Annotated in this window: 18 protein-coding genes and 1 tRNA gene; 5 read left to right on the top strand and 14 right to left on the bottom strand. The window is 61.3% G+C overall.

Annotated features, from left to right (window positions below; all coding sequences use genetic code 11):
* Window positions 1-1,297: phosphomethylpyrimidine synthase ThiC (thiC, locus tag VJS46_RS12345; RefSeq protein ID WP_324060357.1), on the top strand; the 1,297-nt coding region annotated here is incomplete at its 5' end.
* 181 nt (window positions 1,298-1,478) lie between these two features.
* Here the strand turns inward: thiC and VJS46_RS12340 are convergent.
* A complete protein-coding gene (locus tag VJS46_RS12340) occupies window positions 1,479-2,060 on the bottom strand; it encodes a GFA family protein (protein ID WP_324060356.1) in 582 nt (193 codons plus the stop codon).
* 292 nt (window positions 2,061-2,352) lie between these two features.
* Window positions 2,353-2,748 carry a polyketide cyclase gene (locus VJS46_RS12335; protein WP_324060355.1) on the bottom strand — a complete coding sequence of 132 codons (396 nt, stop codon included), beginning with the start codon at window positions 2,746-2,748 and terminating at the stop codon, window positions 2,353-2,355.
* 222 nt (window positions 2,749-2,970) lie between these two features.
* Between VJS46_RS12335 and VJS46_RS12330 the strand changes: the two genes are divergently transcribed.
* Entirely contained in the window at window positions 2,971-3,744 is a 774-nt protein-coding gene (locus VJS46_RS12330) for a hypothetical protein (protein WP_324060354.1), read from the top strand.
* A gap of 299 nt (window positions 3,745-4,043) precedes the next feature.
* Window positions 4,044-4,925: an OmpA family protein gene (locus tag VJS46_RS12325; RefSeq protein ID WP_324060353.1), complete on the top strand. Its 882-nt coding sequence runs from the start codon at window positions 4,044-4,046 to the stop codon at window positions 4,923-4,925.
* 154 nt (window positions 4,926-5,079) lie between these two features.
* Here the strand turns inward: VJS46_RS12325 and VJS46_RS12320 are convergent.
* The 4 genes from VJS46_RS12320 to VJS46_RS12305 form a co-directional block, all read right to left on the bottom strand.
* Window positions 5,080-5,154, bottom strand: a tRNA-Glu gene (locus VJS46_RS12320).
* 55 nt (window positions 5,155-5,209) lie between these two features.
* A complete protein-coding gene (locus VJS46_RS12315; RefSeq protein WP_324060352.1) occupies window positions 5,210-5,341 on the bottom strand; it encodes a DUF2474 domain-containing protein in 132 nt (43 codons plus the stop codon).
* Window positions 5,341-6,348 (bottom strand): cytochrome d ubiquinol oxidase subunit II, encoded by a 1,008-nt coding sequence (gene cydB, locus VJS46_RS12310; protein WP_324060351.1) that lies wholly within the window; start codon window positions 6,346-6,348, stop codon window positions 5,341-5,343. The genes VJS46_RS12315 and cydB overlap by 1 nt, the downstream gene beginning before the upstream one ends.
* A complete protein-coding gene (locus tag VJS46_RS12305) occupies window positions 6,348-7,751 on the bottom strand; it encodes a cytochrome ubiquinol oxidase subunit I (protein WP_324060350.1) in 1,404 nt (467 codons plus the stop codon). Before VJS46_RS12305 ends, cydB begins: the two co-directional genes overlap by 1 nt.
* Before the next feature lie 245 nt (window positions 7,752-7,996).
* Here VJS46_RS12305 and VJS46_RS12300 point away from each other — a divergent pair, with 245 nt between their 5' ends.
* The gene (locus VJS46_RS12300) at window positions 7,997-8,848 is read left to right on the top strand and encodes a hypothetical protein (RefSeq protein ID WP_324060349.1); all 852 of its coding nucleotides are present in this window, start codon (window positions 7,997-7,999) and stop codon (window positions 8,846-8,848) included.
* 8 nt (window positions 8,849-8,856) lie between these two features.
* Here VJS46_RS12300 and VJS46_RS12295 read toward each other — a convergent pair whose 3' ends face one another.
* The 6 genes from VJS46_RS12295 to VJS46_RS12270 all read right to left on the bottom strand — a co-directional run bounded on the left by VJS46_RS12295 (window position 8,857) and on the right by VJS46_RS12270 (window position 13,298).
* A complete protein-coding gene (locus VJS46_RS12295) occupies window positions 8,857-9,093 on the bottom strand; it encodes a hypothetical protein (protein ID WP_324060348.1) in 237 nt (78 codons plus the stop codon).
* Window positions 9,094-9,113: 20 nt separating this feature from the next.
* A complete protein-coding gene (locus VJS46_RS12290; RefSeq protein ID WP_324060347.1) occupies window positions 9,114-10,532 on the bottom strand; it encodes an ammonium transporter in 1,419 nt (472 codons plus the stop codon).
* A 15-nt stretch (window positions 10,533-10,547) separates the two neighbouring features.
* The gene (locus tag VJS46_RS12285; protein WP_184476515.1) at window positions 10,548-10,886 is read right to left on the bottom strand and encodes a P-II family nitrogen regulator; all 339 of its coding nucleotides are present in this window, start codon (window positions 10,884-10,886) and stop codon (window positions 10,548-10,550) included.
* A gap of 143 nt (window positions 10,887-11,029) precedes the next feature.
* Window positions 11,030-11,605, bottom strand: coding sequence for a pyridoxamine 5'-phosphate oxidase family protein (locus tag VJS46_RS12280; RefSeq protein WP_324060346.1), 576 nt, complete (start codon window positions 11,603-11,605; stop codon window positions 11,030-11,032).
* Between the two features lie 12 nt (window positions 11,606-11,617).
* On the bottom strand, window positions 11,618-13,063 hold the full coding sequence (gene tldD / locus VJS46_RS12275) for a metalloprotease TldD (protein ID WP_324060345.1): 1,446 nt from the start codon (window positions 13,061-13,063) through the stop codon (window positions 11,618-11,620).
* Window positions 13,064-13,082: 19 nt separating this feature from the next.
* The gene (locus tag VJS46_RS12270; protein ID WP_324060344.1) at window positions 13,083-13,298 is read right to left on the bottom strand and encodes a zinc-finger domain-containing protein; all 216 of its coding nucleotides are present in this window, start codon (window positions 13,296-13,298) and stop codon (window positions 13,083-13,085) included.
* 264 nt (window positions 13,299-13,562) lie between these two features.
* Here VJS46_RS12270 and VJS46_RS12265 point away from each other — a divergent pair, with 264 nt between their 5' ends.
* On the top strand, window positions 13,563-14,543 hold the full coding sequence (locus tag VJS46_RS12265; protein WP_324060343.1) for a retroviral-like aspartic protease family protein: 981 nt from the start codon (window positions 13,563-13,565) through the stop codon (window positions 14,541-14,543).
* Between the two features lie 328 nt (window positions 14,544-14,871).
* Here the strand turns inward: VJS46_RS12265 and VJS46_RS12260 are convergent, their stop codons facing one another.
* Entirely contained in the window at window positions 14,872-15,900 is a 1,029-nt protein-coding gene (locus VJS46_RS12260) for a flagellar motor protein MotB (protein ID WP_324060342.1), read from the bottom strand.
* 3 nt (window positions 15,901-15,903) lie between these two features.
* A complete protein-coding gene (gene motA, locus VJS46_RS12255; RefSeq protein WP_324060341.1) occupies window positions 15,904-16,767 on the bottom strand; it encodes a flagellar motor stator protein MotA in 864 nt (287 codons plus the stop codon).
* Between the last annotated feature and the right edge of the window lie 184 nt (window positions 16,768-16,951).

Raw genomic sequence — 16,951 nt, 5'->3', positions numbered from 1 at the left:
CCGCGCCATCATTCCCAGCAACATCAACCACCCCGAATCCGAGCCGATGGCGATCGGCCGCAATTTCCTGGTCAAGATCAACGCCAATATCGGCAACAGCGCCGTCGCCTCTTCGGTTGCCGAGGAAGTGGAAAAAATGGTCTGGTCGATCCGCTGGGGCGCGGACACCGTCATGGACCTCTCCACCGGCCGCAATATTCACGACACGCGCGAATGGATCCTCCGCAACAGCCCCGTGCCCATCGGCACCGTGCCCATTTATCAGGCGCTGGAAAAGGTGGGCGGCATTGCCGAGGACCTCACATGGGAAATCTTCCGGGACACGCTGATCGAGCAGGCCGAACAGGGCGTCGACTATTTCACCATCCATGCGGGCGTACGCCTGCCCTATATCCCGATGACCGCCAAGCGCGTGACCGGCATTGTCAGCCGGGGCGGCTCGATCATGGCGAAATGGTGCCTCGCCCACCACAAGGAAAGCTTCCTCTACGAGCATTTCGACGAGATCACGGAGATCATGAAGGCCTATGACATCGCCTATTCGCTGGGCGACGGACTGCGCCCCGGATCGATTGCCGACGCCAATGATGAAGCGCAGTTCAGCGAGCTTTACACGCTGGGCGAACTGACGAAACGCGCCTGGGAACAGGATGTACAGGTGATGATCGAAGGCCCCGGCCATGTGCCGATGCACAAGATCAAGGAAAATATGGACAAGCAGCTCGCCGCCTGCGGTGAAGCCCCCTTCTACACGCTTGGGCCACTCACCACCGATATTGCGCCGGGCTATGACCATATCACCTCAGGCATCGGCGCCGCCATGATCGGCTGGTACGGCACCGCGATGCTTTGCTATGTGACGCCCAAGGAGCATCTCGGCCTCCCCGACCGCGACGATGTGAAGGTCGGCGTCGTCACCTACAAGCTGGCCGCCCACGCCGCCGACCTCGCCAAGGGCCACCCGGCCGCCAAAGTCCGCGATGACGCACTCAGCAAAGCCCGCTTTGAATTCCGCTGGCGGGACCAGTTCAACCTGTCGCTCGATCCCGATACGGCCGAGCAGTATCACGACCAGACCCTGCCAGCCGAAGGCGCAAAGACGGCGCATTTCTGCAGCATGTGCGGACCGAAATTCTGCTCGATGAAGATCACCCAGGAAGTGCGGGACTTCGCGGCAAAGCAGAATCAGGGAGCCGAGAACTTTCTGGCCGCAGATGAGGCTGAGGCCGGGATGAAGGAGATGAGCGAAGTCTTCAAGGATAAGGGTGGGGAAATATATCTGCCAGCGGTGGAGTGAGCTAAAAAACGCCTCCACTTCAGGGGCGTTGGGGTGGGGCCTGTCCAGCGCTCAATACCGGTTGTCCACCGAATTGGGGGAGTCATGCCAACCGTTTTGCGTCTCAATGGCTACCGCTTTTATTTCTACCCAATGAGCCGCCACAGCGCACGTCGATAATCATTTCCGGCGATAAAGGCTCTCAGCCGGCCTCGTCGCTGCCACCTACCCCGAACTTTGCCATCACCTCCTGCCCGGTGAGCCTTTCGCGCTGGCCCGCGAAGTCATAATAGTCCGGCTTATCGTCGATGAAAATTTCCTCGGCGAATTGGAAGCCGCCGGCGCTGTCGAACAGGCCTGCGGTGAAGGAATAGCTGGCTGCCGGCTTGTAATAGTAGAAGATATGCGTGCCGCACTTCTTGCAAAAGCCCCGTTCAGCCCAATCGGACGAGGGATAGCGGGCGATGTAGTCGCTGCCCTCCATCTGGGGATTGGTCACCATCTTGAGCGAAAGAAACGGCCCGCCGCCCCATCGGCGGCACATGCCGCAATGACAAGCCTCAACATGAGGCTGGGGCGGCGTCATTCGCACCGTAACCGCGCCACATAGACACTTTCCCTCGATCCTGTCCGCAGCCATGTCCGACTCCTCATCCCGCACGCCCATGATAGCGTCACCTGCAGACGGAGGAAGAGACGTCAGCTTCCAAAATCCGCGATGACGGCCGCCAAAATGGATGCGCTGTTCGGTCTCTCCGGCCTTGCATGCTTCAGCGCTACGCATAGCGAGTCAGTTCTGCGGCATATGGAAACCGACGCTTTTCGCCGTGGTATGAACCAATGCAGCTTGGACAGCACCAAGACGGGGTCCCCCTTCCACGGTCTTTCGACCGCTCGGTTCCGCGCGGCTTTTATCAGGGATGCCGCTTGCTCCCCCTGCCCGGCATGCGCAGGACGAGAGCCTGACGGCCTCGCATATCGGTTTTCGAACTGTCGACACGAGAAAACCGCCGCCGGTCCGCGCTCCCGATATTTGATTCAGGCCGGACAAGCGCTTTCGCGGCTTGCCCCGTCGCTTACCCCTCGATCAAGTTCTTCAGAGCTTTGAGATCCCGGTTGACCCACTTGATGTCGGATGCGAACCGTTCATCGTCCATGGAGGGCTGACGGAACAGCGTCAGCATAACCTCAGCGCCGCTTCCATTCTGCAGAACGCGCAGCGGCACGTAGATCTCCGTACCCTCCCCAATATCCACATAATGATCCATTACCCCATACAGATTATGGGGCGTAAAGCGGATGCGGACGGGGCCGTCAGGACCATCTGCAAGCCAATGATCACCATCGTTTCGAAGGTCGGACTCTGCCAGTCCGGAAGCCCATTTCGGGAAAAATTCCGGTCGCCAAATCTTCTCGTAAAGCGTCTGCCATTCATGGTTGATCGTGACGCTGTAGGTGCGGGCAGGTAACATGTCGCTTTCCCGATATGACCATAGTCAAATATTTGCAATGCGCAGAGGCTGCTTGCCAGAGCGCCGCGGCACTTCGTGGCCCATTCATCCCATCTCAAGAGCGGTCGGACGCGTAATTGCATTGCTGGTGGCGACCTTGATTTGGACTCCGTGCCGCCCTATGGCAAGCACCGCTGCGCTGTGGGCGGCTTAACCTTCACCCCACCATCGAGGCGAGGTTCGTTGTCCCGGCCGATCCGTTCAGTTTTTTCTTCCTGGCCAGAGCGCATTCGCGCAGAATTCGGACCACGAGCGGCAGGGATTATCCTGACGCTGTTGCTGGAGGGGCTGCTGGCCCTTCTCTTGCTCACATTGGCGCCGTCGATCAAGCCCCAGGAAGAGGCCGCCGTAGCGGTATTCAATTTGGACGCAAGGCCGGATTCGGAGCAGACTGCGGACCCGTCCGAAACCAAGGTGCAGGACGCGCCCGCCGTGGAGCAACGACCCCAGCCGGAACCAGAGCCCCATCAGCCCGTCGAACCACGGCCCGCGCCAACAGACCCTCCGTGGATTGAGCTTTCACGCGAGCAGATGGCTGCCGCCGACATCGCCGTCATAAGCCCACGCCCGGCCCTGCCTTCTGTGGCCCGTCAGCCGACGGCAGGTCCGCCCGATACCGGCACACCGGGCGACACGCAGCGCGTGCCTGGGCAGGGACCGCATGGCGAGCCGCTCTATGCCGCCTCCTGGTATCGCGAGCCCTATGATGACGAGCTGCGCGGGTACCTGTCTACTGCGCGGGGACCGGGGTGGGGTCTGATCGCATGCCGCACCGTGCCGGATTATCGCGTGGAGGATTGTGTGACGGTCGACGAGTATCCGGCGGGATCGAACATCGCTCACGCAGTTCTAGCCGCCGCGTGGCAATTCCGCGTACGCCCGCCACAGATTGGTGGGCGGCTGAAGATCGGCGAATGGGTGCGGATTCGGATCGATTATGATTTACGGAGGCAATAGGCTCGGCCTGCCGCAACAAAGCGCAGCCAGTTGCTGCTTGGCAGTCTGCATCGGTTCGCCGCACGATGCACTCGAATTATCCGCACAATTGCCGAAGTTGCCCGGAGTGTTCATCTCCCCGCAAGGTTGGCCTGAACACGCAGGATATCCATAGCGTTCGGGTGCAGCTAAATGCCGCGCATCTTAACGAAGCTACATGGAGGGGGTTCTGACAGCCGGTTACGCCATCACGGGGCGGCGGTCGGACGAGAAGCTGCGATCACGCAGGCCCGACTGGTCGAGTTTGAAGGAGTACCGCAATGAGTGTCATTTCCAAAAATTCAAGAGTTCTCTTACTGTTTCCCATGCTTACCGGATTAGCGTCGGTCAGCTTGGCTGCACAGCAGCCGCAGGACCCGCCAGAGGCCGACCTCTCGGCAACCTACAGCTCGCCTTCGCCTGAAGCGGCTGAGATGACGGAAGGGCCTGAGGTCGACGGCATCATCTCTGCGCGCAGTGGCGACAAGGTGCAAGTCACGACCGCCGACGGCAATAACACAGTTATCGCCATCAATGATGCCACCCGGATCAAGGCGAGCGGGGGGTTTTTGGGTCTCAATCGCAGCAAGCTCGCCGCAGAATCGCTGCTCAACGGCCTGCCAGTTACCATCAAGACATTGCAATCGGGCGATGGCCTGGTGGCGAGCCAGATCAATCTTAAGAACAAGGATCTGAAGACCGCATCAATGATCCGTAGCGGCACTGACCAGCGCTTTGCCGAGCAGACTGCGGCAACCGAGGCGCTACGCGGCCGCATGGGCGATATCGATCAGTATAATGTCAAAAGCACAACCAACGTGAACTTCGACACTGGCAAGGCGGTGCTGTCTGACCAGGCGAAAAACGATCTCTGCGCCACGGCGACCGCAGCCGAGGGAATGGATAACGCGCTGCTGCTTGTCGTAGGTTACACCGATTCTACAGGAAGCTCTGAATTCAACCAGGAGCTTAGCGAAAAGCGGGCCGGCAGCGTCGTCAATTACCTTCAGCAGGCCTGCGGATGGAAACCATATCGCATGCTTACGCCCACCGGCATGTCCGAAGCGGACCCGTTGGCGAGCAATGACACTGTCGACGGCAAGTCACAGAACCGCCGTGTTGCGGTAAATGTCTTGGTCAGCAAGGGCCTCGACGGTCTGTAAGACAACTGGGGTGGGCATCGCCCACCCCGGCTTCCCGGCGCCATTGCGCCAGTCCGGTCGCCCAATATTGACGGCCGCGGCAGCAGGACGAACGTGCAGATCCCGCCATCAGCAGTCCTGTGAACGTATGGCCGCTTTCGAGCTTCAGAAAATCTGGTGACCCCTACGGGAATCGAACCCGTGTTTCAGCCGTGAGAGGGCCGCGTCCTGACCGCTAGACGAAGGGGCCGCACTTGGTGCGGGTGACTGCCTCTATAGCGCTTCTTCGGCAAATTCAAGCGGCCTTAGGGGTGAAGGACAGTTCGAATGATGGCGGCGACCAGGCCAAGTGCCGTGACGCTGCCCGCCCAGATGGCGGCGAACCATAGCAGGCGTTTCCAAAGGGGCGCGGCGGGCTTTTGGGTGCCGGATCGCATCAATGATATCCTTCCGCTCCAACCTTCCCCCGGAACACCCAATAGGCCCAGCCCGTATAGGCGAGGATGATGGGGACAAGGCCCCCTGCCCCCACCAGCATGAAGAGCTGGCTCTGCTCGGGCGCGGCGGCTTGCCAGATGGTGACGCGTCCGGGAATGACATCCGGCCAGATCGAAATGGCAAGACCGAGCATAGACAGCCCGAACAGAATGAGCGTCAGCAGGAAGGGGAGATAATCGCGCCGCCGCCCTATGCTCCGCCAAAGGAGAAAGGCCGTGAGGGCGACGAGAAGCGGCATCTGCGCCGCGGCGAGCACGCCCGGCCAGGCGAACCAGGCGCGGTGATATTTTTCCTCAAGAAAGGGCGTATAGGCGCTGACCGCCAGGATCGCCGCCACGAGCGCCAGCCCCAGGGGCCGCGCATGGCGCCGGGCGAGCGCCTGAAGCTCGCCTTCGCTCTTCCAGATGAGCCAGCAGGCGCCAAGCAGGGCATAGCCGATGACAAGGCTGATCCCGGTCAGCAGGCTGAAGGGGCTGAGCCACTCCCACCATCCGCCGCCATAAGCGCGCCCCTTTACCGTAATGCCCTGCAGCAGCGCGCCAAGCGTAATGCCCTGCGCCAGGGTAGCCGTGAGCGAACCCGCAAAGAAAGCAAAATCCCAGAAGGGACGATGCGCCGGGTCACGCCAGCGGAACTCGAAAGCCACGCCCCGGAAAATGAGGCCCAGCAGCATGGCGATGAGCGGCGCGTAAAGGGCCGGGAGGACTATAGCATAGGCAAGCGGGAATGCCGCCATCAGGCCGCCTCCCCCCAGCACCAGCCACGTCTCATTGCCATCCCATACGGGCGCGATGCTGTTCATGGCGGTGTCGCGCTCCTGTCCGGGCTTCAGACGCGGGAAGAGGATCCCTATGCCAAGGTCGAAGCCGTCCATGACGACATAGGCAGCCACGGCAAAGGCAATGATGGCCGCCCAGATGATGGTGAGATCGGGATTGATGTCCATCAGTGGCCTCCTCCCTGCATGCCGGCTGCAGGCGTAATGCCGGCGGCCCTTTCGGGTCGTTCGTCCGGCACAGTCTCGTGCGGCTGGGGCGGCTTGGCCATCAACCTTAGAATATACCACGTGCCTGCCGCGAAGACGGCGAAATAGACGACGACAAAGGCCAGCAGCGATCCGCCGACGGCAGGCGCGGCGATGGGCGACACGGACTCGCTTGTGCGAAGCAGCCCATATATGGTCCATGGCTGCCGCCCCACTTCGGTCGTGACCCAGCCGGCAATGACCGCGACAAAGCCGGAGGGGCCGAGAAGGACCGCGACGCGGTGCAGCCAGGGCCAGTCGTAGAGCTTGCCGCGAAAGCGCGCCACCAGGCTCCACAGGCCAAGGCCCAACATGGCAAAGCCCAGCCCCACCATGATGCGGAAGGACCAGAAGATGATCGGCACTGGCGGCTCCCTGTCGTCTGGCACGCTGTCCAGTCCGGCAAGCGGCGCGTCGGGATCATGTTTCAGGATCAGCGACGACCCCTTCGGAATCTCCACCGCATAGTCCACACGCTTTTCCGCACTGTTGGGCAGGCCGACCAGGATCAGGGGAGCGCCATGGGGATGGCTGTCATAATGGCCCTCCATCGCCATGATCTTCACTGGCTGATGCTCCAGCGTGTTGAGGCCGTGCAGGTCGCCTGCAAATATCTGGACCGGCGCGACCAGCGCGGCCATCCACATGGCCATGGAGAAGTTCTTGCGAGCACCCGGATTGGTGCGGTCGCGCAGCAGGTGCCAGGCGCCGACGGCTCCCACGGCAAGGGCGGTGGTGAGATAGGCGGCAATGACCGTGTGGACCAGCCGGTAGGGAAAGCTGGGATTGAAAATGATCTCGAGCCAGCTTCCGGCAGGAACGAACTGGCCTGCGGCATTGATGGCATGGCCCGTCGGGGTCTGCATCCAACTGTTCACCGACAGGATCCAGAAGGCGGAGATGAAGGTCCCTATGGCAACGGCGCAGGTAGCGAAGAAGTGCAGGCCCTTCCCCACCTTACCGATGCCAAAGAGCATGACGCCAAGAAAACCCGCCTCAAGAAAGAAGGCCGTCAGCACCTCATAAGCCATCAGCGGCCCGACCACTGGCCCTGCCTTGTCCGAGAAGACCGACCAGTTGGTGCCGAATTGATAGGACATCACAATTCCCGACACCACGCCCATGCCGAAGGCGATCGCGAAGATCTTCAGCCAGTAGCGGAACAGATTGGCGTAGACGCCCCTCCCGGTCTTCAGCCAAAGCGCCTCCAGCACCATGAGATAGCTGGCAAGGCCGATGGAGAAGGCCGGAAAGATGAAATGGAAGCTGATGGTAAAGGCGAACTGGGCGCGGGCCAGCAACAGGGCGGCTTCAGCATCGGACATGGAGTGGATCCCCCGGTTTCGCGATGCGCCGGACCATAGCAGCGGGACAGGAAAGTGCACCCCCGAAACTGCTTTGGGAGTTGCAAACATCTACGGATAAACTGCGGAAATTGCACTTCGATCTGCAACCACGCGGAAGCCCGCTCAAAAAAATTTCGCCCCGCGGGATTAAACCCGCCTGCCCTCCCGTTCCCATCACAAGAGCACAGCTTTGAACCGCTCTTGGATTGAAGAGGAGACGAGAGATGAAAAAGATCCTGATCAGCACGGCAGCCCTCGCGATGGCGATAAGCGTGACGCCCGCGTCAGCACAGCTACTGGGCGGCGGTGGCGGCGGCATGCTTGGCGGCGGTCTGGGCGGCTCGCTTGGCGGGACGCTCGGCGGCACGCTGGGCGGCGGCAGCGGCCGGATTGGCGGCAGCACCGTCGGCAGCGTGACCGGTGACGGTGCGCTGGGCGCCGACAAGTCGATTGACACCCGTTCCGGCCGCGCCTCTGCCAAGGCGCAAGGCTCCGGCAAGGCCCAGGGTTCGGCCCTCGGCTCGACCGATGTCGTGGGCAGCACCCTTGGCGGCTCTGCCAGTGGCGGCGCGCAGGGTTCGGGCAGTGCGGGCGGATCGGCCCAGTTGATCGGCACCGATGCAGTCGGCAGCGCCGTTGGCGGCGTGGCTGGCACGGCGCGCGGAGCGGCCAGTGGCGCAGTGTCCGGCGCGACCAGCACTGCAAGCGGGGCCGGAGGTGCCGCCGGTAGCGCCAGCGGCAATGCGGCAGGCAATGGCCAGGCCATGGCCTTCGGCAATCTTGGCCAGCTCGCCGCCGCCGGATCGGGCGCGGCAGACGCAAGCGGCATGTTCGCGATCAGCCCCGGAATGATGATCGAAGACGCCAAGGGACGTTCTGTGGGCACCGTACAGTCCGTGCGGGCCACCGGTGAAGGCGTGGTGCAGACGGTGATCGTCGAAAGCGGCAATCATGTGGCCGAACTGCCCGCCGCCAACTTCACCGGCTCCGGCAGCGCCCTGGTTTCCGCCATGGGCAAGGGCGAGATCAAGAAGGAAGCCAAGGAGCAGGACGAGACAGCTCAGGGTCAGCAATAAGCACCGCCTCAAGATGAAAGAGAAATCCCTTCCCCGCCGGGGAAGGGATTTTTCATTGCAGCCAATTCCCTTGGCAAGCGGGATCGCTGCAATTCCCCGATCGCCCTGTACCTGTCGAAGCGGCTTTTCTTTTCTTCGGAAGAAGAAATGCCCTCCGCAGGGAAGCCCACGCAAAAAAAGGCCGGCGTTTTGCGCCGGCCCAGGATGTTCGCAGGATGAACATCTTGTGGTGAGCAGGCCGCCATGGCGGCCCGCTTTCCCAAACTTAATAATTGTAGGCGCGTTCGCCGTGGCTGGAGAGGTCCAGGCCCTGCAGCTCTTCTTCCACCGTCGGACGCAGACCCAGGGTCTTGTCGATGATGAAATAGAGGACGGCGGAGCCGATGCCCGACCAGAGCAGGGTGATGACAACCGCCTTGATCTGCGTGACGATCTGCGCGCCCATGTCATAGGTGCCGACGCCCGCCGGAAAGACGGTGTAGTCGAAGAAGCCCTGACCACCCAGCGCCGGATCAGCCACGATGCCGGTGGCGATCGCGCCAACGATGCCGCCGATGCAGTGCACGCCGAACACGTCGAGGCTGTCGTCATAGCCGAACTTCTTCTTCACAAACGCGACGAAGAGGTAGCAGATCGGCGACACGGCAAGGCCAAGGACGATCGAGGTCATCGGAGCGGCAAAGCCCGACGCCGGGGTGATGGCGACAAGGCCCGCGACCGCACCAGTGGCGGCACCCAGCAGGGAGGGCTTGCCATGGTGGAACTGTTCGACCAGTGCCCAGCTCACAGCCGCGGCGGCGGTGGCGACCATGGTGTTGATGAAGGCCACTGCGGTGACGCCATTGGCTTCAAGGTTGGAACCGGCGTTGAAGCCGAACCAGCCGACCCACAGCAGCGACGCGCCGATCATGGTCATGGTCAGAGAGTGCGGCGGCATGGGTTCCTTCGGATAGCCGACGCGCTTTCCGATCATGAGGCAGCCGACAAGACCGGCAATGCCTGCATTGATGTGAACAACGGTGCCGCCCGCGAAGTCGAGTGCGCCCATGCCCCAGAGATAGCCATAATCGGTCGGCGCATCAGGCAGGAAGTCAGGGCCCGCCCAGTACCAGACCATGTGCGCGATCGGGAAATAGATGACGGTGAGCCAGAGGACGACGAACACCATGAGCCCGGTGAACTTCACCCGTTCCGCAAAGGCGCCGACGATCAGCGCCGGCGTGATGCAGGCGAAGGTCATCTGGAACATCACGAAAACGAGCTCAGGCAGATACACATTGTTGGAGAAGGTAGCTGCATAGGTCGAGCCCGATACGCCCGCGAGGAACGCTTTCGAAAGGCCGCCGATGAACGCGTTGTTGCTTGTAAAGGCAAGGCTGTAGCCCCAGCCGCACCAGACGAGGGCAGCGACCGAAACGATCATGAAAACCTGCATCAGCAGGCTCAGCATGTTCTTCGTACGGACGAGGCCGCCATAGAAGAGTGCAAGCGCGGGCACCGACATCATCAGCACCAGCGCGGAAGAGATGAGCATCCAGGCAACGTCGCCCTTGTCGACCATGCCTGCCATCTGCTCGGCCGTGGGAGCCTTGATCGGCCCATCCTGCGCCCAGACGGGCGCGGCGGTGATCATGGATGCGCCGAGCGCACCGATCCCGCCGAGGATCTTCTTGGAAATGTTCATTTTTGCCCCTTTTTCTTAAAGCGCGGTTTCGCCGGTTTCGCCGGTGCGGATACGCACGGCTTGACCGACATCCAGGACAAAGATCTTGCCGTCGCCGATGGCGCCGCTGTTGGCGGCCTGCTGCGTGGCTTCGACAACGCGAGGCGCGAGATCGTCGTCACAGACGACCTCGATCTTGATCTTGGGAACCATGTTGGTGCTGTACTCGGCGCCGCGATAGATCTCTGTCTGACCCTTCTGGCGGCCAAAGCCCTTGACTTCGCTGACCGTCATGCCGGCGACGCCGATGGAGGACAAAGCCTCGCGGACATCGTCCAGCTTGAACGGCTTAATGATCGCTATGACTAGTTTCATTTCGCCCCCTATTCTGGTGTGCGCTTCAAGGATGAGCAAAAGCCGTGCCAGACTGCCTAAACAAGCGTTGAGGCGGGCTTCGGGTTCCAGAGGCTCGGAACGGGAGCCGAAATTTTGTGCAGGTTGGCGATACTGCCTAAAATTTAGGCGTCCTCCGTGGGCCACTGCCCAGCGGGAATGGTGGACTGAACGCGAAGAGGTAAGCCATCTATGCTGCGGGTCCTGCTGCTGATTTTTGCCAGGCGCTCCTGCGGATCTTGCTGCGCATGATATTTCGCGAGAGTGTCGCGCTCTCCCTTGAGTGCCATCTCCGGCACGCCCCAGCCGCAGCTCGTTTGAACGCTCTGGACCGCGATGTCGAAGACTTGCCGCACGCCGGGCAAGCTGGGAAATTGGCTATATAGTTCTGCAAAAACGGAATCCTGCGGCAGAACCGCCTTACCTTGACCATAGATGCGCAGGATCAAAGGCGGCCGGTCGAAGGCGCAGAACATAAGCGTAATCCGCCCGTCCGCAGTCAGATGTGCCTGGGTCTCATTGCCCGAACCTCCGAGGTCCAGATACGCCACTCGGTCCGGCCCAAGAATACGGAAGCTGTCATAGCCTTTGGGCGACAGGTTTATTCTTGAGCCTTGCGCGGCTGTCGCCACGAAGAACATGGGCTGCCGTTCTATGAAGGCACAATGATCTGCCGTAAGCGCATCGGCGAACTCGGCCATTGGCCTACACCATCAAGCCGCCGTGCCGCCCACCGTCAGTCCTTCGAGCAGCAATGTCGGCTGGCCGACGCCTGCAGGCACCGACTGTCCGCCCTTGCCGCAAACGCCAATGCCTTCATCGAGCGCCATGTCATTGCCGATGCCGATGACCTTCGTCAGCGCTGTGGGTCCATCGCCGATCAGCGTCGCGCCCTTGATGGGATCGCCGATCTTGCCATTCTCGACCCTGTAGGCCTCCGTGCAGGAGAAGACGAACTTCCCGGAAACGATGTCCACCTGGCCACCCCCAAAGCTCTTGGCATAGATGCCCTTCGTGACGCGGCTCAGCAGCTCGGCGGGATCGTCATTGCCGCCGCGCATGAAGGTGTTGGTCATGCGCGGCATGGGGGCATGGGCATAGCTTTCGCGCCGTCCATTGCCGGTGGGCGTCACGCCCATCAGACGCGCATTCAGGCGATCCTGCATATAGCCTTTGAGAATGCCGTCCTCGATCAGGACATTCTCCTGCGTGGGCGTGCCCTCATCATCGATGGTGAGCGATCCGCGCCGGTCCATGATGCTGCCATCGTCAACCACGGTCACGCCATGCGCTGCCACGCGTTCGCCAAGGCGGCCGGAAAAGGCGGAGGTCCCCTTGCGGTTGAAGTCGCCCTCAAGACCATGGCCGACCGCTTCATGCAGCAGCACGCCGGGCCAGCCCGGGCCAAGCAGAACAGTCATCTCGCCCGCTGGCGCAGCGACCGAGCGGAGATTGACGGCGGCCTGCGCAATGGCTTCATCGATCGCCCGGTTCCAGCTTTCCGGTTTGAACAGGTCGTCATAAAGATAGCGGCCGCCCATGCCGAAAACGCCGCTTTCGCGCCGGCCATTTTCCTCCAAAATGACAGAGACGTTGAGGCGCACGAGCGGCCTTATGTCACTTGCCGTAAAGCCATCGGCGCGGATGATGTCGATGACGCTCCAGCTCCCCGCGAGGCTTATCGAAACCTGAGACACGCGGGGATCGCGGGCGCGCGCTGCGGCGTTGATCTGCTCGCAAAGCGCCACCTTTTTGGCGAATGGCACCAGTTCCAGCGGATTGGCGCTAGTATAGAGATGACGGTTGGTCCGCTTGGGAGAGGCAGCAACCGGTCCCTTCGCCGGATCAAGCAGCGTCAGCGTTTCCGCCGCGCGCCGGATCGCGGCTTCGCTGATGTCATTGGCATGGGAAAAACCGGTCATCTCGCCGGACACGCCGCGAAGGCCAAAGCCTGCATCCGTGCTGTAATCCGCGGTCTTCAGGCGTCCATCGTCGAAGCCGAAACTTTCGCTGGCGCGATATTGAAGGTAGAGTTCGCCATCGTCGCAATTTTTAAGCGCTTCATGCGTCAGGCGCCGGGCACCCTCCGGGTCAAGCGCGCCTTCATGATAAAGGAAGCTGCGGACGTCGTGGATTTCGGATGCGGCTGTATCGGTCATGGCGACCGATATAGGAGGATCAGGCCGCTTGTGCACCCTTCTCTTCGGAAATATCGGCCGGACCGCCGATCAGCACGAAGCGCCGGTCGCAATAGCCACATTCGGCATAGCCTTTTTCGTCGATTTCCAGATAGATGCGCGGATGCCCCAAAGCTGCGCCGGCCGGAATGTCGGACGCGCCATCACAAGCAACACGGCTTTTCGTTACACGGACGGTTTCTGGCGGCTGGATCATGGCGCGCCCTTTATCATCGGTGGTGGGGCGGTGCAATGGGCTGCTTGCGGGGCTTTGCGGTGGTTGCCCCCTCCCGTTTGCGGGAGGGGTCGGGGGAGGGCCTGTAAGGGGAACGCAGCGACATGCCCTCCCCTAACCCCTCCCGCAAGCGGGAGGGGAATGACTGCTTCTGACCCATCCCGCCCATCCCATCTCCCCCGCTCGATGATTGCTGCTCACCTGCTCAAATGATAATATCCTCCCATAAAAATGGAGAGGAATGCCATGGGACGGTCGTTTCTCGCCAGCTCGTTGGGGCTGGCGCTTTTCCTGTTGCTTCCGGCAGTCCCGGTAGCAGCCTCCACTCAGCCTCCAGCCGATCCCCTCCTGCAGAACCCGATGACCGTTGCCACCGGCCAGGACCGGGGCAATCGCATCACGCTTCCCATTCATATCGACGGTAAGGGACCGTTCGATTTCGTGGTGGATACAGGCGCTGAACGCACCGTGATCTCCCGGGAATTGGCGGCCAAGCTGGCTCTTGTCCCCAATGAGCCGGTCCGGGTGAACAGCCTGACCGGCATATCGCAGGTCGACACCGTGACGATTCCCCGCCTGTCCTACGGCCATGGAGAGCTGCCCTCGGTCCAGGCGCCCGTTTTCGACCAGGTCAATTTGGGCGCCGCCGGGCTCCTTGGCCTCGATGGCCTCGAATCCAAAAGGCTCATGATCGATTTCCGGAAGCGGAAGATGGAGATCAGTCACAGCAGCGAGCCGGTGGAGGTGGACCAAGGCGATGCCATCATCGTTCGGGCCCGCAGCCGCTTTGGCCAGCTTATCCTGGTGGACTCGCAGGCCAATGGAGAGAAGATCAATGTCATTCTCGATACCGGCACGGATCAGAGCATCGGCAATCTAGCCTTGCTGCGGAAACTGACCCGGAAAAAGAAAATCGACGCATTGCGTCCGGTGGAACTTACCAGCGTTACCGGAGAGACCATCATCGGCGGGTGGAATATGATCCGCAATGTGCGGATCGGAGGCTTCAATATCAACAATCTGGCGGTTGCGTTCATGGACGCCAGCCCGTTCGAGCAACTGGGCCTGCAGGATCAGCCGGCCCTGCTGCTGGGCATGGATGTGCTCCGGCAATTCGACCGGGTCACCGTCGATTTCGGGCGCAAGAGGGTTTATTTCCTGCTTCCCGACGGAGCGGACGCCGAAGCTGTGGTCCAGCTCGCGCAGGGCGATGCGATCATCCGTTAAAGCGAAGAACGTTAAATCCCCCATCTTGGGCTACGCCGCAGGCGGCGTGGAAGGGGGCATTTCTTCTTCTGAAGATAAAGAAAAGGGCTTCGACAGGTTCAGCCCGAACGGGCTTGGTTCAGATTAACAGCACGACGCCCCAATGGCTGCTGAAGGAAAAAAGGGGGACGTCAGGCTATCCCTTACCTGCCGCCCCATGCTGCGACCCGCTAGGGATTCCACCAAAGACATATCCCTAACGTCATGGGCTGAACACATGCTCTGGCAGATTGTTCCTCAAAAGTGTCGCACTCGGAGGGAGTACTCAAAGAGATTCAAAGTCTTTTGGTCAGCGGATCGATTTGAGCTCGGCCCCTTCGGGAAGCGCAGCGCTGCCGAGTTCCGACTTGTCGGCTGCGGGCAGCGGCTGGTGCCGGCCCGGCGGCCGCCGCAGCAACTCCTTTCCTTTTTCGCCGATCATGACCGAGCCGGGTTCACGCCTTGGCTCGCTCCGGCTCCAGGCAAGGGTGATCGACATGCGCCGGTTGCGGGGATCATAGATATTTTCCGGTGCATAGGGCTCACGGTCCGCGACACCTTCAATGCGCGCGAAGCGTTCCAGGGACACCCCATTTTCGTGCAGGGCGCGCCGCGTCGCCTCCGCCCGCGCGGTCGAGAGCATCCAATTGTTCATGGTGCGTCCGCCGGCATAGGGCAGCGCGTCGGTGTGGCCGCGGACGATAACGTCATTGGGCATGGCCTGAAGGACCTTGGCGACCTCTGCTATCAGGGTCACGGCCTGCGGCAGCAACCGGTCCGTGGCAAGCGCGAACATGGAAAAATCCGCTTCATCCACCAGGTCGATGCGCAACCCCTCGCGCGTTTCGGTAAAGCGGATGTTCTTGCGCAGCCGCTGCATCTGCTTGTCCGTGGCCATGCGCTGTTCAAGCGCCTTCTTCATCTCCTCGAACTTGGCCCGGTCGCGGCTCCTCATATCCTTGCCTCCCTCGTCATTCACGCCGGTGGCGTCACGAGGGATGGTGATGGAGCGGTTGCCCTTGCCGCCGGTGGTGGGATAATTATCCTTTGCAACCAGGCTGTCGCCGCCGAACATTCCGTTCGACCCCGCGCTTTCCAGCTTCATCTCGACAAGCGTGGGCGTAAAATAGTCGGCAAGCGCCTTTCTTTGCCGCTCGGTGGTTGCACCAAGCAACCACATGAGCAGGAAGAACGCCATCATCGCGGTCACGAAGTCGGCATAGGCCACCTTCCACGCGCCGCCATGATGACCGCCATGGCCATCAACAATGACTTTCTTGACGATGATCGGCCGGGGCTCCGGCTCGTTCGACCCCCGCTTCTTGGGTGGCTGGGCCATGGACTATTTGCCCCGCATGCCGTCGAAGACCTCGGCGAAGGCCGGTTGGTTCGCGTGATTGAGGCTGGACCGCGCCGCTTCTATCACCAGCGGCTGCGGGTGGCCATGAAGCGAGGCGATGATGATCTGCTTCACCACATGATAGATGGCCCCGTCCGCCTCTATGACTGACCGGCAGCGGTTGGCGAAGGGATTGACCATACCGTAGGCGAGCAGAACGCCCAGGAAGGTGCCGACCAGCGCCGATCCGATCATCGCGCCAAGGATCTCCGGCGGCTTGTCGATCGAGCCCATGGTTTTGACGACGCCCAGAACCGCCGCGACGATGCCGAGCGCGGGAAGAGCATCGGCAAGACCCTGCAGATTGTCGGCGGGCCGGATGGCTTCGTGATGGTGGGTCTTGAGTGCATTGTCCATGACATCCTCGACCGCATGGGGATCAAGCGTGCCGGAGGACACGACCACCAGGCGCAGCGTGTCGCAGATGAGGTGGATCAGCGTCTCATCCTTCATCAGCCGGGGATATTCAGCGAAAATGGCGGAGGTCTTCGGATCCTCGATATGCGGTTCGAGCGCGACCGGCCCTTCGACCCGCAGCGTCTTCATGAGCCGCGAAACCAGGAAGATGCAATCGAGGAAATCCTGCTTCTTGTACTGCGGCCCCTTGAACACCTTCTGGAGGCCGCCAAGCAGCGCTTTGAGATCAGCCCCGCTGTTGCCGATGATGAGCGCGCCAACGGCCGCGCCGCCAATAATCATCATTTCATGGGGCAGGGCATGGAGAACAGGTCCAATGTCGCCACCCGTGATGATGAACCCGCCAAAGACCATGACGAGAAGGACGACAAGGCCGATACCTGCAAACATGAATATCCCCGAGGTGCAAATTGGTCCCGGCCCGGATGAAACGGACCCATGTGCGGGAGAACGGCGGGAACGGATGAAGGTTTAGGCCCGGGCATTCTTTTGCCCAACGGCACCTATGACAGCGTGCCGATCCGGCAATCCAGGCCGCCGACTCCTCGGATCGTGAGCGTGCTGCGCTTGAAAG

It is taken from the genome of Rhizorhapis sp. (assembly GCF_035276005.1).
Taxonomy (GTDB): Bacteria; Pseudomonadota; Alphaproteobacteria; order Sphingomonadales; family Sphingomonadaceae; genus Rhizorhapis.
This window is presented reverse-complemented; position numbering and strand designations above follow the sequence as displayed.